The organism is Amycolatopsis kentuckyensis, from assembly GCF_041679295.1.
Classification (GTDB): Bacteria; Actinomycetota; Actinomycetes; order Mycobacteriales; family Pseudonocardiaceae; genus Amycolatopsis; species Amycolatopsis kentuckyensis_A.
Window position 1 is genome coordinate 348,699 of the sequence record NZ_JBGDMD010000004.1, and the last position, 19,894, is coordinate 368,592.

The window sequence follows — 19,894 nt, forward strand, 5'->3', positions numbered from 1 at the left end:
CTTTTCCGTGCAGGTGATGATCGACATCGGTTGACGGAGGTAGCGGGGGCACGGCCCGGCTGGGCTTGAGGTCCGCGACGGCGGCGGGGGACCGGGCGCCACGAGCGCGCGGCCGCGGCCGCGGCTCGTGCCCGTGCTTCGGCGGCGAAACCGTATTCGCCTGTTCGGCTATCGGAAAAATTGTGCGTTGCTGCCGGTTGTCCATTCGGAGAGCCGGGTGGAAAAGCTTGAATCAATTCGCCAAAGGATTCGTCATGCCCGCTGCCATCAGGTCGTTGTCTCCGGGGGACCAGCCGGGGTGCCGGTATCTGCTCCTCCCGCCGGCCGGGGGCACCGTCGGCATGTTCCGGCACGTCGCGGCCGCCGGTCCGGAGGCCGAGGTGTGGGGCGCGCAGTACCCCGGCCGGGGCGACCGGCTGGACGCGCCGCCGGCCACATCGCTGGAACAGCTGGCCGAGCAGCTCACCGGCGAGCTCCTCCGCCGGGATTCCGCGTGGGTGCGGCGGACCGTCGTGGTCGGGTTCAGCATGGGGGCGTTCGTCGCGGTGGAGCTGACGCAGCGGCTGCGGACCCGCTGCGGGCCGGCGCCCGCCGCCGTCGTCGTCATCGGGGCACCCGCGCCGCAGCGGCGGGTCCGCGGGCGGTACGCGCGGATCGGCGAGGACAGCCTGCGCGAGGTACTGGAGGGTGAAGGGTTCGCCCCCGGGCTGGGGAACCGTGCCTCGTTCGAGCTGTGGGCCTACGCCACCGATCTGCTGCGCCACGACGTCGGCCTGACGTCGGCCTACCGCGGCCCGGCCGCGGTGCCCGTCGAGTCCCCGTTGGCCGCCCTGTGCGGCGACGACGACCCCGTCGCCACGGAAGACGCGACCGAGGCGTGGCGGACCTGGACGACCGGCGCCTTCCTGGCCGCGACGGTGCCGGGCGGCCACCTCGGGCTGCTCGCGCCGCGGCGCGGCACCGAGTTCTGGACGTGCATGCGGCGGATCGAACAGGAGGTCCTCGCCGCCGGGGCCTGCGATGCCTGACCGGCCGCCGTCCGTCGTCGGCGGTGGCCGGCGGTTCGTGCCCCAGATGGGCTGGCCCGAGCTGTTCGAGCTGCGGGCCCGGGTGTCCCGGGGGCAGACCGCGCTCGTGGCCGACGACGTCGCCTGGACCTTCGGTGACCTGCACCGGTGGAGCGGGCGGCTGGCGAACGTGCTGCGCGGGGCCGGGGCGGTGCCCGGATCGGTCGTCGCGTGCGCGATGACCAGGTCCGTGCGGGCGGTGCTGGCCCCGCTCGCGGTCGCGAAGGCCGGCGCGGTGTACCTGCCCCTGGACCCGGGGCTCCCGGCGGCCCGGCGGGCGCTGATCCTCGCCGAGGCACGCCCGGCGGCCCTGCTCACCGACGTCGCCGAGCTCGCCGCGGTCGCGGACGTCGTGCTGTCGCCGGAGAACTGGCGCGGCGAGCTCGCTCGCCGGCCCGAGCACGCGGCGACGGCGACCCGGCCGGCGGATCCGGCGTACGTCATTTACACCTCCGGTTCGACCGGGCGGCCCAAAGGGGTCGTGGTCGGGCACCGGAGCCTGGTCAACCTGTCCTTCGAGCTCGCCGCGCGGCTGTTCCCCACGGGCCGCGAGCCGCAACGGGTGGCACACGGCCTGCCCTTGGCCTTCGACGCGTCGTGGGACCCGCTGCTGTGGCTGGTCGGCGGGCACGAGGTGCACCTGGTGCCCGAGGACGTCCGCGCCGATCCCGAGCACTACGTCTCCTTCGCCCGCCGGCGGCGGCTCACCGTGCTGGAAGCCGTTCCGGCGCAGCTCGCGGCGCTCGTCGACGCGGGCCTGCTCGACGGGGACAGCCGTCCGCGGATGCTGCTCATGGGCGGGGAAGCGGTCTGGCCGTCGCTGTGGGCGCGGCTGCGCGCCACCCCGGGCCTGGTGGCGGTCAACCTGTACGGCCCGACCGAATGCACGGTGTTCACCACGTTCTGCCGGGTGGGGGAGCAGGACACACCCGCGATCGGGCGGCCGATCGCCAACACGAGCGTCCAGGTCGTGGACGACCACCTGCGGCCGGTGCCGGTCGGGGAGACCGGCGAGCTCCTCGTCGGCGGGGCTTCGCTCGCACTGGGCTACCTCGGCGACGCGGCGCTGACGGCCGGACGGTTCGGCACGTCGCCGCAGCGCTGGTACCGCACCGGCGACCGGTGCCGCTGCGAGCCCGACGGCACGCTGCGCTGGCTGGGCCGGCTCGACGACCAGGTCAAGATCCGCGGTCACCGGGTCGAACCGGCCGAAGCCGAACACGCCCTGCTCGCGCTGCCCGGCGTGCGCCAGGCCCTGGTCCGTGCGGAAGGCACCGGCGACCGCCTGCACCTGGCTGCTTACGTCGTCCTCGGCGCGGGCACGCCGGACAGCTTGCGCGACCGGCTCCTCGCCACGCTGCCCGAATACCTCGTGCCCGCGACAGTTGTCGAAGCCGACGCCCTGCCCGTCGGCCGCACCGGCAAGGTCGACCGCGCGGCCGTCCGGATCGCCCCGCGCCGGCTGACCCCGGCCGAGTCCGTGATCGCGGACGCGTTCCGCAGCCAGCTGGGAGCCGCCGCGGTGGCCGCGGACAGCGACTTCTTCGCCCTCGGCGGGCACAGCCTGTCCGCCGCGGCGCTGGCGGCGCGGCTGCGGGCCCGCGGGGTGCCGTGTTCGCTGCGGGACGTCCTGCGCCGCCGCACCGTCACCCGGCTCGCCGAGCTCGTCCCCGACACCGCGGAAGGCGGCGTGTGATGACCGGATTCGACGTCATCGTCGTGGGCGGCGGGCCCGGCGGGTCGACCGCCGCCGGGCTGATCGCCGCCGACGGCCACCGCGTCCTGCTGCTCGAGCAGGAGCACCTGCCGCGCTACCAGATCGGGGAGTCGCTGCTCCCGGCGACCGTGCACGGGATCTGCGCCCTGCTCGGGGTGCGGGACGAGATCGAGCGCGCCGGGTTCGTCCGCAAGCGCGGCGGCATGTTCCGGTGGGGCAGCAGCCCGGAACCGTGGACGTTCGCGTTCGCCGCGTCGGACCGGATGGCCGGGCCGACGTCGTACGCCTACCAGGTGGAGCGCACCCGGTTCGACACGATCCTGCTGCGCAACGCGGCCCGGCTCGGCGCCGACGTCCGCGAGGGCCACCGAGCGCTCGGCACCCTTCGCCACGACGGCCGGATCCGCGGCGTCCGCTACCTCGACCCGGACGGACAGGAACGGGAGGCGACGGCACGGTTCGTCGTCGACGCGTCCGGGCACACCAGCCGGCTGCACCACGACGTCGGCGGAACCCGCTCGTATTCCCCCGACTTCCGCAACCTGGCGCTGTTCGGTTATTTCCTCGACGGCGCGCGGCTGCCGGAACCGGACTCGGGCAACATCCTGTGCGCCGCGTTCGACGCCGGCTGGTTCTGGTACATCCCGCTTTCGGCTTCGCTGACCAGCGTCGGCGCGGTCGTCCGGCGGGAGTGCGCGGCCCGCGTGCAAGGCGACCAGGAGACGGCGTACCGCGGCCTGATCGAGGACTGCCCGCTGATCGGCGACCTGCTCCGGGACGCCCGGCGCGCGACCGAGCCGCCGTACGACCGGCTGCGGGTGCGCAAGGACTATTCGTACGACCGGACTTCGCTGCGCTGCCCGGGAATGGTGCTCGTGGGCGACGCCGCCTGCTTCATCGACCCGGTGTTCTCCTCCGGCGTCCACCTGGCCACCTACAGCGCGCTGCTGGCCGCCCGGTCGATCAACAGCACCCTGGCCGGCCTCGTGCCCGAGGACCGGTGCTTCGCCGAATTCGAGGCCCGATACCGCAAGGAATTCGGCCTGTTCCGGGATTTCCTGCGCGGTTTCTACCGGCTGCGGGCCGACCAGCGCGCGTACTACCGGCACGCCGGCCGGGTCACCGGCCGCGACGAGCGGACCGCGTTCCTCGACCTCGTCGGCGGAGTGAACTCAAGCGACTTCGACACTTTCGGCGACGTCCTCGCCGAAGGGGCCCAGCTGCAGCTGCGCGGCCTGCTCGGACCCGCCGCGGGGGAGGAGCCGCCGATGTTCCCCGGCGGGCTGGTGTCCACTCCGGACGGTCGCCGGTGGCAGGTGCCCGATGCGTGAGTTCGCCGGGCGGTTCGGGGCGGTCGGCTGTTCGGGTTGGCGTGGTTCGCCGGGGCGGTTGCGGCTCGGTCGCCGGTGGCAGGTGCCCGATGTCTGAACTCGCCGTCCTGCTGGCCGCGCTCGCCGTGCTGCTCGGGCTGGCCCGGTTCGCCGGCGCGATGGCGGCCCGGCTCGGTCAGCCCGCGGTGCTCGGCGAGATCCTCTGCGGTGTGGCGGTCGCCCCGCTCGCGCGGCTGCTGCCGGCCCGGGTCGACGCCACGCTCACCGCCATCGCCCAGCTCGGCCTGCTGCTGTTCCTGTTCGCCGCCGGTGCCCACCTGGCCCCGGCGCTGACCCGGCGCGGGCTGAAGTCCGTCGTGGTCCCGGCGCTCGGCGCCACGCTCGTCCCGCTCGGGCTGGGTGCGGTGCTGGCCCTCTGGCTGGCGCGGCGGCACGCACCGGCCGGGACCGGGCCGTTCGTGGTCTTCGTCGCGGCCGCGATCGCGGTCACGGCGTTGCCGGTGCTGGCCCGGATCCTCGCCGAACGCGGCCTGCTCGGCACCGCCGCCGGACGGCGGGCACTCAGCGCGGCCGCCGGTTCCGACGTCGCCGCGTGGACTTTGCTCGCACTCGCCGCGGCGTCGCTGCACGGCTGGTCCGCAGCCTCGCTGTGGCCGGTCGTTGTCCTGCCGGCGGTGCTGTGGCCGGCCCGGGGCCGGTTCGGCAAGTGGGTCGCCCGGCTGCCCCGGCCGTCGGCCACGGTGGTGCTGGTCGGGCTGGCCTGCGCGGCCGCCGCGGTGACGGAGGTGGCGGGCCTGCACCCGGCGATCGGGGCGTTCTTCGCCGGCGCCGTCCTCGGCCACGCCGTCCCGGCGCTCGACGCGGCCGAGCTCGTCGCCCCGGCCGGTTCGCTGCTCGCGCCGCTGTACTTCGTGCTCGTCGGGCGGGCCGTGGACCTCGGCCGGCTCGACGCCTCTCTGCTGGCGGACGTCGCCGCCGTCGTCGCGGTCGCCGTGGCCGGCAAGTGCGGCGGCGCCTACCTGGGCGCCCGCCTCGGCGGGATCGCCCCGCACCCGGCCGCGGTGTTCGCCGCCCTGATGAACACCCGCGGCGTCACCGAACTGGTCTTCGTCGGCATCGGGCTGGGCCTCGGCGTCATCGACAGCGCGCTCTACACCGCGATGGTCGTGATGGCGCTGGTGACCACGGCGATGACCGGCCCGCTGCTCACCCGGCTGACCCGCCGACACGAGGGAGTCTGACATGTCCGCCTACCCGCCGGAACCGTGGCGCATCAAGATGGTCGAGCCGCTGCGCGTCACCACCCGGGACGAGCGCGAAGAAGCGCTGCGCGCGGCCGGCTGGAACCCGTGCCTGCTGCGCTCGGAAGACGTCTACGTGGACCTGTTCACCGACTCCGGCACCAACGCGATGTCGGACCGGCAGTGGTCGGCGCTCATGCGCGGCGACGAGGCCTACGCCGGCGCGCGCAGTTTCTACGTCTTCGAGCAGGCCGTGCGCGCCTTCTACGGCTACGAGCACGTCATCCCGGTCCACCAGGGCCGCGGCGGCGAGAACATCCTGTCCCGCTGCCTGATCCGCCCCGGCACCCACGTGCCCGGCAACATGTACTTCCCCAGCACCCGGGCGCACCAGGAGCTCAACGGCGCGACGTTCCACGACGTCATCGTCGACGAAGCCCACGACCCGTCGTCGGACCACCCGTTCAAGGGCGACGTCGACCTCGGCAAGCTGCGGGCGGTGATCGCCGAGTTCGGAGCGGACGCGATCCCGTACGTGTCGCTGGCCGCGACGGTCAACATGGCCGGCGGGCAGCCGATCAGCGTCGCGAATCTCACCGAAACGTGCGCGCTGGCACACGCCCACGGGATCCCGGTGTTCCTCGACACCGCCCGCGCGGTCGAAAACGCCTGGCTGGTCAAGCAACGCGAACCCGGCTGGGCGTCTCGCTCGGTGTCGGAGATCTTGCCGGCGCTGTGCGCGCCGACCGACGGCGCGGTCATGTCCGCGAAGAAGGACGCGCTGGCCAACATCGGCGGCTGGCTAGCGCTGCGCGACCCGGTGCTCGCGGAGCGGGCCCGCGGCCTGGTCCTGCTGTACGAGGGCCTGCACACCTACGGCGGAATGGCCGGCCGCGACATGGAGGCCATCGCCGCGGGCATCGCGGAATCCGTGGACGAGAACCACATCCGCGCCCGCGTCGCCCAGGTCGAATACCTCGGCGCCCGGCTCAGCGCCGCGGAGGTGCCGATCGTCCGCCCGATCGGCGGGCACTGCGTGTGCATCGACGCGGCGGCGGCCCTCCCGGACGTCCCCCGGCCGGAGTTCCCGGGCCAGACGCTGGCGTGCGCGGTCTACCTGGAGGCGGGCATCCGCGGCGTCGAACGCGGCGCCGTCTCGGCCGGCCGCGACCCGGTGACGGGGGAGAACCGCTTGCCCAGCCTGGAACTGCTGCGCTTGGCGATCCCGCGCCGCGTCTACACCCAGGCCCACATCGACCTGGTGGCGGACAGCGTGATCGCGGTCCACCGGGCCCGCGACCGGATCACGTGCGGGCTCACGTTCGCCTACGAGCCGCCGCAGTTGAGGTTCTTCCAGGCCCGCTTCAAACCGACGTCCGGAACCTCTGTTTTCGGGGACGCGTCGACGACTTCGTGCACGGGGTGATCAGGCAGCAGCGTGATTCGACGCGCGCCGACGCGATCCTGCGCCGCCGGTGTCCAACCCGATCACACGCCGGCCACTGTCACTACCGGCGTCGGGTACGTGCCGTTGCCGGCCGTGGTGCCGTTGGCAAGGTGCTTGACCAGGGAGAATCGGTCATCCCGGCAACCGGGATTCACCGTCGCCTGCTGTCCCGTCCGTCGTGACAAGCAGCGAGCCGGCACGACGGGTTATGACCGGGAGCACAGTAAGCCCGCCTCGTAACAGGGCTGATGCCGCGGGCGACTCCCCGGTGCGCGAAGAGGAGGTCCCGGTGAATCGGAAGCTGGCGATCGCGATCGCGGCCGCGACTCTGGTCGTGCTCGGCGGAGCGGCGTACCTGTTGTGGTTTCGCGGCGGGGACGGCGAGCAGGCTCAGGCCGGGCAGGCGAGCGCGGCCCCGCCGTCCCCGGCGACGTCGACCGCGCCGGCGAACCAAGCCCACGACGTGGCCGCGGCGCTGCGCGGGCTCGCGACGGACCCCGGATCCCTGGTCGCGTCCTCGAGCCGGGAGCAGGTGGGTGACGACGCCTCGAAGGGCGTCCCGCCGGGTTCGACGGTCGTGCCCGATGAAGCGTCATGGGCTCCCGACGGCGCGGGGGGCGGTGTCATCGCGGTGAGCGTCCGACCGCCGGGTCTCCCCGAGTCGACCTTCGCCGCCGTCGTGGTTCTCAAGTCCGGTCACTGGAAGGTGGCTGCCACGATGCCGCTCCCGGACCAAGCATCGACGTCTGCGGGGCCGACGCGATGAAATTTTCCAGGCTCGTGCTCGTCGCGTTGGCAGTGCTCGTCCTCGTGTTGGCGCCCTGGCGTAGCGGGGCGTCCGCGGCGCCGCAGAACCCCGCGGAGATCCACTGCGACGAGGTCCAGCTCGCACCGGCACCGCTCGGTCGCCAACCCGACTTGAACCCGGACGGAACACCCGTCAAGATCACTCCGGACCGGAGAGGGAAGTTCGTGCCGGTCATCGTGGTGCACGGCTGGACCGGTTCGTCGATTCACGCGGACGACCGGAAAGGCAAGTTTTCGCATCCGATCGACCTCTCCGCGAACCAGCTGGCCCCGGTGCAGGCGAGCCGGTCGCTGATCGGTCAGCTGCAACGCATCGCCGGCACGGCGGTCTTCACCTTCGACTACCACGACTACTCCGCCAGATGGGTCGACGACTCCCACATCGGTCCCGCGCTGGGACACGCCATCGACTGCCTGTACCAGGCCACCGGCGAGAAAGTCATCGTGGTCGCGCACTCGATGGGCGGGCTGGCGACGCGCTACGCCCTGGCCCAGCCCGGTGAGAAGGGAGTGGACCGGGCGAAGGAGGTGAGCAACGTGATCACGTTCGGCACCCCGGAGACCGGATCGCTCGTCGCGTTGCTCGGCGAGACGGCGGCCGACTACGGTGCCGCCACCAACTCCGCGCTCGCGCTGATCCGGCTCCTCCTCTCGGTCTGCGGACATGCTGCGACCCGCTCGCTGGACACCGGTACGCCGTGCGACACCTTGGATCCGCGGGTGCGGGCCGCCGACTCCGAAGCGACGCACGCTCTGCAGCCGGGGTCGACGAAGCTCGCCGAGCTGAAGCCTTTTCCCGCCGGCGTAACGGTTCACGCTCTCTACGGCGACACAACCTTCATCGTCCAGCAGTACGGATGGTTCAACAAGCGCTGGGATGTCGCCAAGGTTCCGGTGGGGGACCTAGTCGTGATGCCCGGCTCGGCGACGCACGGCGTCAAGCTGACGCGCAAAGCGTCGTGCAGTTACCAGCTCAGCCCGATCCGCAACCCGGCCGACGCCATCGGGCTGGCCATTGGCACCGTCGCCAAGAACGACGTCGCGCAGCCGATCACCTCGGCGTTCGGCGCTTGCTTCCACGAAAACCTGACGCGGACCATCGAGCTCACGAACGAAGCGACCGGCATCGTCAACGACGACGTGAGCGGGCGCACCCCTCCGGCGGACGTGATCAGGTTCGACGGCATCGGTGTCTACGACCTCTCGATGACCGCTGCCGACCTGCGTGCACGCGGGTTCACCGACCGGGGAAACCTCTACACCGAAACGAATCCCGGCTGCGTCAGCTACGAGAACCCGAAGGATACCGTCTCGTTCAGCGTCGAACGCAAGACCGGACGGATCCTTGCCATCAAGAGTGGTGACCGGAAGATGATCACTCAGGTCGGCAAGGTACGCGCCGGGTTCACGTTGGCGCAGCTGCGGAACGCGTTTCGCGGGTACCGGATCGAAGAGCGGTTTGACCTCGACTTCGGGCAGGGCACGAACGGTGTCATCGTGACCGGCGGCGGGGGAGCGATCGGCTTCAGCCTCGACGACGCGCCGGCGGCGGACTACGCCTCCGGGCGGGTGAAGGTCACGTTCCTCCACGGCGTCGGAGTCCCGGGCCACGCGCCGAGCAACATGGAGATCGGGTGCTGATGCGCGACGGGACCGTCAAGCTTTGCTGATCACGCCGCAGCCGGTAATTCGCCTCGGTGACGTGAGCGCAGCCGGTGACCCGGCGCTGACGGCATGATCTCCCCGGCACCTGATGATCCTCTCCCAGCTCCGAGGTGCCGCCATCACCCCGACCTGGTGCTCGGTGGCCCGGTCGTCCCCCGCACCACCAGCTTGGGGTCGATGACGGTCTCCGTCGGCAAGGCTGAGTCGTCTTCCAGGCGGGCGATCGCTGCGCGGACCGCGTGTTCCGCCAGTCCCGCGGCATCCTGGCGGACCGTCGTCAGGTCGATGTGGGACAGGTGGCTGTCGTCGTAGCCGACCGCGGAAATGTCGCGGGGCACCTCTACCCCGGCCCCGGGTCGGCGCGGCCATCAGGCCGATCGCGCAGCGGTCGTTGCCCGCCAGCATCGCGGTCGGGGAGCTTGTGGCGGCGGACGGCCGCCCGGTACGCGCGGCGGCGGTCCGCCGGGCCCGGTTCCTTGCCGGCGTCGATGTGGACGATCTCACGGTGCCGCAGCTCCACCAGGTAGCCGATCGCCTGGCGGACGCTCTCGTGTCGGCCGCGTGGACGCTGTCCACGTTGGGGGGCACCAGGCAGCCGCCGTCCGACGATCGACACGACGGTGCGGCCGACGCCGTCGCGGTGGGCGAGCCGGCCGGGCCGTCGGCCTGGGACGGCTACGCCGTCACGGTGATCGGCGACGCGCTGGTCGAGGCCTTGCGGACGGGCCGGATCGTCGGCGTCACGATGAAGGACCGGCCCGCCCAGGCCCGCGTCAACGGGGCGCTGGACGACCGCTTCCCCCGGGTCACTCACGATCCGCTGTCACTGGACGGCCGCTACACGGCTGAACGCGTGGCCGCCGGCATCGAGCTGGGGCTGCGTCGCGGTCTGCCGCGGCCACGAAACCGGGTGGTGGACGGAGTTCCTGCGCGCGTCGCGCAAGGTCGACCCGGACATGGCGGTCAACATCGAGCACGAGGACCTCGAGCGGGGCACCTTGGAAGGCCTCCAGGTGGCGGCGGTAGCCCTGAACTGGCTGCGGCCACCGGTGGCGGCCGCGTTCACTCGGCCTGCAGGTCAGTGGCGAATTTCAGCATGGGGTTATAGATCAACGGTCCACAGTGTTGCTCACGGGTTGTGAGTCCGTATGGACTCAGTGTCTGAAGTCGTCTGGGCTGAGGCCTAGCTCCGCGATTTTTGCCCGTGGTACAGCGACCCAGGCCTCGTTCTTGAGGTCGTAGCCGAGCTTGGCTGCGGCGTTGAGGTCTGACTGCCAGGTCCCGACCAGCACGATCAGGTCATGGTCTTTGAGGACGTCTGGTTTGGCTTCACGTGCTCTCTTCAGCGGATCGCCCAAGCCGGCACCCACGGTCGTGATTGTCGTCCGGGGGATCACCTCCTCGCGCAGGTAACCGAACAATGCGATCAGGCGTTTGCGCATACCGTCCCGGCCGAACACTACTCGCAGCTGATCGGGTGTCAGCTTGCGCAGCGGCTCGGGCGGGAGGTCGGTCCAGGGTGCGATTTCGAGCGCGTATTGATTGACTGCGTCGGCGCGTGGCGAACGTTTCAGGTCCCGGTTTCCCTGCTTCCCGGTGAGCCATGCCCGGTGGGTGCGCATGAGAAGCGCGCGGAAGCGGTGCTGGCGGGCATCAATCTGGATCATCAGCGTGATCTCGCACTGCCCTTCGCGGGGGATCATCCAGGTTTGCCTGACCGTGCCTTTGATCTCGACCGGGAGGTCCATGATGATCGTGTCCAGCGGGGGCTCTTTCCGCAGGCCCAGGGACTCGATCACATGGTACTGCAGCTTGGTGCCCACCGATGAGCGTTCGTCGGAGTCGACTTCATCGCTCATGAGATCGAACCTCCAGGTCCGGGCGCCGTCCAGGACGTAGCGGACAGCGTTGTCGACCGCACCGCGGAGGAGGTGGGTGATCGGCCGGAACTTCAGCCACCCGTAGACCTGCTGCAGCTCTGCGTCGTCCGCAGGCGCAACGATGAGGTGCGCTGGCCGAATCCCGGCCTTGCGGGGGTCTGGCTGGCACAGGTCACCGGGGCCCGGTAACGGGGTCTTGTTCATGGTCCCTTCTTAGCCGGCTCCGCTCTGTTCGATAGCGATTTGGAGCCGGGCAGGCAGAAACCGCGGACAAGGCGTGCTCCGCGAAGTGCCCTGAATGGATGCCAGACCACGACTTGCCGCTCACACCGTGAGGACCGAGCTCGACGAGTGGGGCCGCGGTTCGAATGTGCTGCAACGTCGCCGAGTCCAAAGGTGCAGCGCGGACAACGCGTCCCGCTTAGTGACGAGCACGACTGGTTTCCGCCGCGTCCTCGTTCACGGCGCTAGTGCCTGTCCGGCCCTCAGCGGCCGGTGACGGGCGGGTGACACCGGCCGGATGAGACTTCGGCGCAGGAAAGGCACGCGCGACCGGCGCCGGGCGTCCGGGATCGGCGATCCCGGTGAAGGAGAGACAAGCTCATGGATGCTCAGATGCGTCCGCATCGGCTGAACGTGACCGATCGCTTCCCGATGCTCGGCTTCACCATTCGCACCGACGGCCCCGGAGTGGCCGAAGTGGTGGTCGCGACGGACCCCGCGTTGTTCGTGACGCCGGCGAGCCGCACGTCCTCCACCTTCTACTCGAGCCGCGAGCACGGTCTGCTGTCCCTGCCCGGCGGCGACGCCGTCTACACCGTGCGACCCGACGTGCTCGCACGGTTCATCCACGCGGAGCGGCTCTACTTCGGTCTCGCGACCGCTACGTCAGCGGCCGCGGGGGACTGGCGGGTGGTGCTGCTGCCCACCGCGCAGAGCCCCTACATCTCACTCGCCGGGCTGAGCGACCGCGCGCTGCGCCGGGTGCGGATGTACCCGGCGCGCAACGGCTCGGGCTACGGCGGGAACGGGTCCCGGTCCGTCATGGAGTGGGCGGGCGATCGTGCGCGGCCCGGGACGGTACCGGCGACGCCCGCCACGCCGCCGGTGGCTGCCGAGCCGGCCGCCCCGGCTCCGGGCCCGGAGGGGACGCCCGGACCGCCGCCTCCCTACGACGACGGGTTCGGTCCGCTGCCCCCGCTGCGGACGCCCGACGTGAGCACGGGCGCTACCTCCCCTCCGGTCCCGGTTCCGGCCGCGCAACAGGGAGCCGGCCGGCCTGGATCACGTACCTTCGAATTCGATCCCGAGACAGCCGGAATCGAGGACGCGGTGCTCGACGACGCACCGGCGCCGCAGGCGATGGCGCTCGGCGTCCCGCCGCTGGGCCTGACCGGGGGCGAGTATCCCGGTGTCACCAGGATCATGGCGTCGCCCGCGTTCAGCGAAGGGCGGCGGGGGCACGCGATCGACCGGATCGTCATCCACATCACTGGTGCGCCGCAGACCCCGTACATTGGCAGCTGGTTCGCGCGCGAGGACGCGGACACCAGCGCGCACTACATGGTCGACCAGAACGGCGACATCATCCAGTTCGTCCGCGAGCAGGACACCGCCTGGCACGCGCGGGGTGCCAACCGCCGGAGCATCGGCATCGAGCACGTCGCGATCCAGCAGGGCGGCGCCCGCTACCCGCGACCCGACGGCAGCGTGAAGACCTTCCCGTACACCCCGCCGACCGACGTCGAGTACCGGGCTTCGGCGGAACTAGCCGCGCACCTGTGCCGGAAGTACGCACTGACACCCGACCGGGCGACGATCGCCGGGCATCGCGAGGTAGACCGCGGCACCACCCACACGTCCTGCCCGGACGGCGCCTGGGACTGGGACCGCTACATGACTTTGGTCGGCGAGTTCTTCGCGGCTCAGCCGGTTGCGCAGGGCCTCGGCAGCTCCCTGCGCCTTCGAGACGATCCCGAGAACATGGCGATCGAGAGCAGTGCCTGCAGCGACGTCCCCGCGCCGGCGACCGCGACCGCGCTGGCTCTCAGCACGGGCGAGTACGAGCGCGTCGCGCGCGCCGTGCCCTCGCCGGCATTCACGGCCGGCCGGGCCGGTACGGCTGTCGACCGGATCGTCATCCACATCACGGACGCGCCGACGACGAGCAGCACGGTTAACCACTTCGCCCGGGCGGACGCGGACAGCAGCGCGCACTACCTGGTCGGCCAGGACGGCGAGGTCGTCCAGTTCGTGTCCGAGGCCGACACCGCCTGGCACGCCAAGGGTGCCAACCGCAGGAGCGTCGGCATCGAGCACGTCGCGGTGAAGGAGGGCGGGGTGACCTACGGCGGTACCACGTTCCCGTACCTGCCACCGACGGAGACCCAGTACGGCGAGTCGGCCGCCCTGGTCCTGCACCTGTGCCAGAAGTACGGTCTCACGCCGGACCGCGCGACGATCATCGGGCACAGCGAGGCCGACCCTGGCACCACCCACACGTCCTGCCCCGCCGGAGCTTGGGACTGGGACTACTTCATGCAGCTCGTCACCGCGGCCGCGTCGTCCGCACAGCCGGCCGCGCAGGCGCTGGGCCTCGTAGAACCCGCCCGTCGCCGGCTCACCGCTGTCTCGATGGAGGCGGAATCCATCAGCGTCTCCGCGGAGCGCCAGCGGATCACCCCACCGCTGGTCGAGACCGTGCCCGAGTTGCGGGCCCTCGCCATCCAGGCCTTGCTCGCCGCCAACCCGGCGTTGACGCCGCTCGTGCTCGTGGCCCGCGCGGCAGCCGAAGCGGCCGGTGTCTCGATCGGCATCGGACCCCAGGTCGGCGCCGGTCTCCTGGCCGGCATCGGGCTCGGCGCCGGGATCGTCTTCGCGCCGGGCAACGTGATGGGTGTCTACGGACAGGTGGAGATCGACGCCGGCTTTATCGCCTCGATCGGCGCCTCGGTGCAGCTGACCGTCGTCAGCGGCGGCCTCGATGCTTTCCGCGGCCTCGGCTACGCGGCTGGCATCTCGGGCGGCGAGGGCCTCACCGGCGGCGCGGCCGCCCTATTCGACGAGCAGCTCCACTTCCAGGGCGTGACGCTGCAAGTCGGCGTGGGCGCCGGGCTGTCGCCGATCGACATCTACACCAGCGTGCAGCACGCCGTCGCGGGCCAGCTCGGCCTCGCCGGACCCCGTCCCGCATCGGCGCTGGGCACAAGCGGGGAGACGGTGGAGATCAGATATCGCGTGTTCATCCCCGCACCGGTGATCAAGGGGCCGAACTCCGGCTACGACTTGGGGCCGATCGCGTCGGGCGAAGACTTCTCCGGTGACGGCCGTGACTTCGGCTACGACCAGGGCACCAGCCGGGCTGAGATCACTGCGACGCTCACACTCGGCATGGACAACAGCATGTCCGGTCCGACGACGGTGAGCCGGCTGTGGGGAGAGTCCAAGGCCTACGACTCGAGCTACACCCACCACGTCGGCGGAAAGCCCGGATGGTGGCTGGACAAGCAGGCCGGGCTGGAGCCTCTGCGGCGTGCCACGCTGCCGGTCAGCGACGACAACTTGAGCATCTCGCGGGGCGCATCCAGCCTGCAGCGCAGTGTCCTCGCCGTAACCAGCGGCAGCGCCGTCGTGTCGATCAAGGTCGCCGGGGCGCTGCCACTGATCACGTCACCCGACATCGACGCCGATATCTGCGTCTACCTGAAGCGCGGTTCCGACGGCGGGATCCAGGTGATGGTGGTCGGGGACCACGACGGCTTCCCCTGCCACGAGCTCTACGTCAACCGGCAGGAGATCTACACCTACGACCCGGTCGCCGCCGGCAGCGACCCGACCAACCTGCTCCCGCCCACCGATCGCGAAATCAGCACCGGCTGGGTTTCCGTCCCGCTGCTCGCCACGGCCGACGCGCAGGCGTATGCCGCCGCGCGGACGCTCGACATCGAGGACTGGTCGATCAACTGGGACGACGTGTTCCCGGTGGGCCAGCCGACCGGGAACAGCTGCTGGGCCACGGCGGCGGCGATCATCGACGGCTGGCGGCGGCAGCAGTCCGTGTCCGCCGACGACATCGCCCGATTCGACGGTCTCACGACCGAGAAGGGGCTACCGGCGGCAAGTCACGCACGCTTCGCCGAGGCGATCGGCTTCACGGTCCATCCCAACGCCTGCTACACACCTGAAGGTTTCCGCGACATCCTCGAGGCCAACGGTCCGGTCTGGGTGGCGGCCAAGGTGCCGTCGCAACACGCGATCGTGGTCACCGGCATGTACCGCCAGGACGGGCAGCACTACGTCCGGATCACCGATCCATGGGACCGCGTGGTGGGCGCTCCAGGCGCGCCCGGCGCCTACGCCGCCACCCCGGCCGCGGGCAGCCGGTACATCCTCACCTACGAGCAGTTCGCCGCCGAGTTCGAAGCAGCTGGGGGAACCGGCTTCGCGCAACTGCTGCATACGGGCGGCACGCACGGTCAGGTGATCAACCGCGGCAGCGCGTCTGGTGCCGGCTACGCGTTGTCGGCCGGGACCGGACAGGCGGCCGACGGTGCCGGCCCGCAGCCGAGCTCAGGCATCGTGTCAACCCGCAAGACGACCGAACAGGACGGGCGGTTCTACGACCTCGCTCAGCTGTCCGGCTTCTTCGAGCCGTCGAACCCGCCGGCGGGTGGCGCCGGGATGCCACCGCTGCCCGGCGAGCGGGTCGTGCTCGACGACTGGCCGTACATCGAGGGACCGAACGGTCGCACCCAGGCAGGCGTCGCGATCGACTGGCAGTACCGCAACGGTGGTGTGGGGGAGGTCGCCGTCACGCCGGTCAGCGGCCAGGTCCTGGAGGGCTGGACCGCCAAGGTCCGCGCCGACATCACGCCCGAAGGTTCGACCCGTGATCGCGTCACCCTCAAGGTGCGTGTGACGACGACCTTCTCGCGCGCCGGCGAGGAGGATGAGGTCGCCGTGACGGACGTCACTCTTTCAGGTGACGGACGCCGTTCGACGCTGCACGGCGTGGACCCGGCGCCGCAAGCGGCGTCGCCCGCCGGCAACCCCGCCACCCCGGTTCCGGTGCCGCCGCAGCCGGTCCCGGCCTGATCGGGCGGGAAGCCCCCATGGCCACGCACATCCCGCCCCCACCGACGGCTCGTCACAGCGCCGCTCCCGCATCGGCGCTCGCACGAGACGCGTTCGGCCGCGAGATCGCGGCTGCGGAGCCCGCGCCGGCAGAGGCGCCCCCGTTCGGCGGCGGGCAACAGCCCGCGCCGAAGGAGAAGGCGACGGATGCGCTCGGCCGCCGGGCGGGCGCGCTGTCCGACGAGATCGACTTCCCCGCGTTCGTGGCATCGCTGGTGCACGGAACCTTCGACGCGATCGTCGACAGCTCGATCAAGCAGGTGGAGAGCTTCGCCGATCTGGTATCGGCGGTCGCCAAGCCGCTCGACGAGTTCACGCGGGAGAACGTGACGCCCGGGCAGGCACGGGCCTGGCTCGTCGAGCAGTTCCCGCGGGACGTCACGCTGGCCGAAGAGGGCGGGGAGTACAAGCTCGCCCCCCTCGGGGCGGCGGCCGATGAGGAGCCGCCGTCGCCCGCCTGGCTCGCCGGCTTCGGCCAGGAGGGGCAGGAGCTGTCCGGCGAGCTGCTCGAGGAGACGTTGCTGCCCCTGGCGCGTGAGCGGGTCGCGCGGCAGCGGCTGTCGACCCTTTCGACGATGGTGCTGCTCGGTATGCAACGGGTCGTGGTCCGCGACGGCTCGGTGGGCGCGCGGCTGCGCTTCCGTGCCGCCGCGGCCGACCGCGCGGCGGTCCAGTACGCGACCTCCGACGATCCGCAGACCGGTGGCTCGATCTGGGCCGCGCGCGGCCAGTCCGCGGCGATCACCAAGGTCTCCACGGTCGGCGTCAACGCTCAGTCGGACAGCGAGCTCAAGGCCGAGCTGTTCGGCGATGTGAAGATCAACTTCGCCTCGGAGACCCTGCCTCTCGACCGCTTCGTCGACGAAGCGCAGCGCACCGTGCTCGAACGGCACAGCCGCCAGGCCGCGCACCGCGCCGCGGTGCCGCTTTCGCCCGCGGCACTCACGCCTGCGGCTCCGCCCGTGCCAGCTCCCCCGCCCGGTCCTATCACCCCCGCCGTTCCGGCGCCGCCCGGAGGCACGCCGTGAACGGCAGGCGTGCTCTCGCCGAGCTCCTGAGCGAGCTGGCCGAGAGTGCGGCCGCGTTCGCCGGCGTCGCCGGGGAGATGCCGGTCCGGCCGCGCTCGCTGTGGCTCAGCCTGCCGGTCGACCTGCGCCTGATCGTGACCGCCGGGGAACCGGAGGTCGTCGCCGACGTGCCGCTGTTCCGCACCCGGACCGACTTCGACCCCGACCCCGCGCGCCTCGAGGTCGAGTGGCGGGCCGTCCCGCGTCCGGCGGACGAGGTGCGCCATGAGCCGTGACGCCACCCTGCGCCTTGAGGACTTCATCCAGGCCGTGCAAAGCCAGCTCGACAACGCCCAGGCCGCGATGGCGATCAAGGCGCGCAACCTCAACCTCCCGCTCACCTTCGCGATCAAGGACATCAACCTCGACTTGCGGGCGCACGTCGAATTCACCGACAGCGAGATCCGGATCCGGCCTGCCGCGGCCGGCGAGAAGGAGGCGAGCGTCTTTCACCTCGTCTTCACCGCGATCACCCGGCCGGCGATCGAGGAGAACGCGATCACCTTCGCCGCGGACCCGGACGACCAGAGCCTGGACGAGCTCGGTGACGAGCTCACGACGGACGAGCGCAAGCGGCTCGAATGGGCGGGCGTGCGCACCGTCAAGCAGTTCCAGGACGCCGGTGAACGCGGTGCGGTGCATACGATCGGGCGCGTCACGAATCTCCCCGTCGCGCGGCTTCGCAAGGCCTTAGAGCGTGCCTCGGCACCGCTGGTCCAGCGGGTCGACCCGGTACTGCCCGCGGCCGGGACCGACGGCACCGAGCCGCCGCTGCTCCGCGTCACCGGCCGCAACCTGGTCCGCGCTGGCGCGTCCCCGCAGGTACGGATCGGGGACCGGCCGGTCTCGATCCTCAAGTCCGCGCCGGGGGAGCTGCTGCTCGCCCCGGACGACGAACAGTGGGCCGGCGAGCTTTCGGTGCGATCCGCGCCAGAGCTGGCGACCGCGATGAGCTTCGACCTCGGCGCCTTCCGCCCGGCTGCCGGGCGACCGGCGGCGGTGCGGGTGAACGGGATCGCAGCCGTGCCGAAGGAGGCCCGCCGATGACGATCCGCCGGTTGGGCGCACCCTGGGCCGCGCCCGGTGATCGGCAGTACAGCCTGCCGACCAGCCTGATGGTCAAGCTCGCGCTGGGCGAGGCGCCCGAGCACGTCCCGGCGGTGCGCGACGTCGTGCGCGGTGCGCGAACGGCCGCGAGCTCGATCGACGGCGGCGCCGTCGATCGGGTCATCGGCGAGCGAGCCGGGACCTTCCGCGCGGCGAGGTTGTTCAGCGCGGCCGGCGGCGCGCACCGCCCGGGTCGCGGCCATGTGGGCTACGACGCTGTCGAACAGGCGACGGGGGTGGCGCGCACGCTGATCCTCCGGGTGCCGTCTGGAACCCCGGTGGGGCAGCTCTGCGAAACCCTCGCGCAGATCCCCATCGTGGAGAGCGCCGGTCCCGACTACGTCTCGGTGACGCCGTTCCACGCCGCGGCGGCTGGCGCGCCGGATGGCGACGACGGCTGGGCGGCACGCCGGATGGTGCGCATGGCCGAGGCGCACGCGGTCGAGCCGGGCGATGACGGCGTTGTCGTCGGCCTCGTCGACAGCGGGATCAGCAGCCGGCACGCGGAGTTCCCCCGCACGTTCCGCGCCGGTTTCGACACGGTCCGGCTGGAGACCGCGGACGTCGCGGCAGGCGTGGAACTGCTCGGGGACCACCGCCGGGACGACGGTGATCCCGAGGACCGCTTTGTCGGTCACGGCATGGGCTGCGCCGGGATCATCGCGGCCGAGGGGCACGCGATGCCGCGCGGTCTGGGGGGCGCCTGCCGCATCATCCCGATGCGCGCGCTCGCCGCGGCGCGGTTGCCGGGCAAGACCGCGGCGATCGGGCTCGGCTCGCTCAGCGACCTCGACCTGGCGGTGAAGCTGGTGGTCGACCTCGGCGCGAAGGTCATCACGATGAGCTTCGGCACGGACGACACCGCGCTGGCGCCGAGCAGTCCCAAGCCGCACGCCGATGTCGTCCGGTACGCACTGGAGCGCGGCTGCGTCCTGGTCGCGGCCAGTGGCAACAACGGGCGCGAGACGCGCTACTGGCCCGCGGCGCACCCGGGCGTGATCGCGGTCGGCGCGGTGGCGGGGAACGGCCTGCCCGCGGCCTTCTCGACCCGGGGCGAACACGTCGCGCTTTGCGCGCCGGGCGAGCAGGTGCTCACGACGGCGCTCGGCAACGGCTACCAGTACGCGACAGGGACGAGCTTCGCCGCACCGTTCGCGGCGGGAGCCGCAGCACTGCTGGTGGCACACAGCCACCGCCGCGCGCGGCCGATTGACGCGGAGACCGTCCGCCGGATCCTCATGCGGACCGCACAGCCGTTCGCGGCCGGCGACCAGGCCGGCTGCGGAGCAGGAGTCCTGGACGCGGCGGCCGCGCTGGCCGCGCTCGACGAGGAGCTCGACAGCGCCCTGGGGAACCAGGAGGCCGGAGACGCCGATGACGGCTGATCACCCAAGCCCGCACTGAACCCCGGAAGCCGCAACGCATCGAGGAG

15 protein-coding genes are annotated in these 19,894 nt (G+C 71.8%); 12 read left to right on the forward strand and 3 right to left on the reverse strand.

Annotated features, from left to right (window positions below):
* Window positions 1–254 precede the first annotated feature (254 nt).
* The 5 genes from ACERZO_RS18500 to ACERZO_RS18520 all read left to right on the forward strand — a co-directional run bounded on the left by ACERZO_RS18500 (window position 255) and on the right by ACERZO_RS18520 (window position 6,782).
* Window positions 255–1,028, forward strand: coding sequence for a thioesterase II family protein (locus ACERZO_RS18500; RefSeq protein WP_372665916.1), 774 nt, complete (start codon window positions 255–257; stop codon window positions 1,026–1,028).
* Window positions 1,021–2,763, forward strand: coding sequence for an amino acid adenylation domain-containing protein (locus tag ACERZO_RS18505; RefSeq protein ID WP_372665917.1), 1,743 nt, complete (start codon window positions 1,021–1,023; stop codon window positions 2,761–2,763). Before ACERZO_RS18500 ends, ACERZO_RS18505 begins: the two co-directional genes overlap by 8 nt.
* The gene (locus ACERZO_RS18510) at window positions 2,763–4,115 is read left to right on the forward strand and encodes a tryptophan 7-halogenase (RefSeq protein ID WP_372665918.1); all 1,353 of its coding nucleotides are present in this window, start codon (window positions 2,763–2,765) and stop codon (window positions 4,113–4,115) included. The genes ACERZO_RS18505 and ACERZO_RS18510 overlap by 1 nt, the downstream gene beginning before the upstream one ends.
* An 89-nt stretch (window positions 4,116–4,204) precedes the next feature.
* Window positions 4,205–5,356 (forward strand): cation:proton antiporter, encoded by a 1,152-nt coding sequence (locus ACERZO_RS18515; protein WP_372665919.1) that lies wholly within the window; start codon window positions 4,205–4,207, stop codon window positions 5,354–5,356.
* A gap of 1 nt (window position 5,357) precedes the next feature.
* Window positions 5,358–6,782: a tryptophanase gene (locus tag ACERZO_RS18520; RefSeq protein ID WP_372665920.1), complete on the forward strand. Its 1,425-nt coding sequence runs from the start codon at window positions 5,358–5,360 to the stop codon at window positions 6,780–6,782.
* Window positions 6,783–7,193: 411 nt separating this feature from the next.
* On the opposite strand, the gene ACERZO_RS18525 is transcribed toward ACERZO_RS18520, so the two are convergent.
* Complete coding sequence (locus ACERZO_RS18525) at window positions 7,194–7,430, reverse strand: hypothetical protein (protein ID WP_372665921.1); 237 nt, start codon at window positions 7,428–7,430, stop codon at window positions 7,194–7,196.
* Here ACERZO_RS18525 and ACERZO_RS18530 point away from each other — a divergent pair.
* Window positions 7,398–9,251: an esterase/lipase family protein gene (locus ACERZO_RS18530; RefSeq protein ID WP_372665922.1), complete on the forward strand. Its 1,854-nt coding sequence runs from the start codon at window positions 7,398–7,400 to the stop codon at window positions 9,249–9,251. The two genes, ACERZO_RS18525 and ACERZO_RS18530, sit on opposite strands and share 33 nt — an antisense overlap.
* 143 nt (window positions 9,252–9,394) lie before the next feature.
* Here the strand turns inward: ACERZO_RS18530 and ACERZO_RS18535 are convergent, their stop codons facing one another.
* Complete coding sequence (locus ACERZO_RS18535) at window positions 9,395–9,613, reverse strand: substrate-binding domain-containing protein (protein WP_372665923.1); 219 nt, start codon at window positions 9,611–9,613, stop codon at window positions 9,395–9,397.
* Between the two features lie 53 nt (window positions 9,614–9,666).
* On the opposite strand from ACERZO_RS18535, the gene ACERZO_RS18540 reads away from it, so the two are divergent.
* The gene (locus ACERZO_RS18540; protein ID WP_372665924.1) at window positions 9,667–10,383 is read left to right on the forward strand and encodes a hypothetical protein; all 717 of its coding nucleotides are present in this window, start codon (window positions 9,667–9,669) and stop codon (window positions 10,381–10,383) included.
* A gap of 46 nt (window positions 10,384–10,429) precedes the next feature.
* On the opposite strand, the gene ACERZO_RS18545 is transcribed toward ACERZO_RS18540, so the two are convergent.
* Window positions 10,430–11,359: a NaeI family type II restriction endonuclease gene (locus tag ACERZO_RS18545; protein ID WP_372665925.1), complete on the reverse strand. Its 930-nt coding sequence runs from the start codon at window positions 11,357–11,359 to the stop codon at window positions 10,430–10,432.
* A gap of 432 nt (window positions 11,360–11,791) precedes the next feature.
* Here ACERZO_RS18545 and ACERZO_RS18550 point away from each other — a divergent pair, with 432 nt between their 5' ends.
* From ACERZO_RS18550 to ACERZO_RS18570, 5 genes are read left to right on the forward strand one after another with little or no spacing between them, the layout of a single operon-like run.
* Window positions 11,792–16,249, forward strand: a complete 4,458-nt coding sequence (locus ACERZO_RS18550; RefSeq protein ID WP_372665926.1) for an N-acetylmuramoyl-L-alanine amidase — start codon at window positions 11,792–11,794, stop codon at window positions 16,247–16,249.
* Between the two features lie 17 nt (window positions 16,250–16,266).
* Entirely contained in the window at window positions 16,267–17,316 is a 1,050-nt protein-coding gene (locus ACERZO_RS18555) for a hypothetical protein (RefSeq protein WP_372665927.1), read from the forward strand.
* Window positions 17,313–17,591, forward strand: a complete 279-nt coding sequence (locus ACERZO_RS18560) for a hypothetical protein (protein ID WP_372665928.1) — start codon at window positions 17,313–17,315, stop codon at window positions 17,589–17,591. Before ACERZO_RS18555 ends, ACERZO_RS18560 begins: the two co-directional genes overlap by 4 nt.
* A complete protein-coding gene (locus tag ACERZO_RS18565) occupies window positions 17,581–18,402 on the forward strand; it encodes a hypothetical protein (RefSeq protein ID WP_372665929.1) in 822 nt (273 codons plus the stop codon). Before ACERZO_RS18560 ends, ACERZO_RS18565 begins: the two co-directional genes overlap by 11 nt.
* A complete protein-coding gene (locus tag ACERZO_RS18570) occupies window positions 18,399–19,847 on the forward strand; it encodes a S8 family peptidase (RefSeq protein ID WP_372665930.1) in 1,449 nt (482 codons plus the stop codon). The genes ACERZO_RS18565 and ACERZO_RS18570 overlap by 4 nt, the downstream gene beginning before the upstream one ends.
* Window positions 19,848–19,894 lie beyond the last annotated feature (47 nt).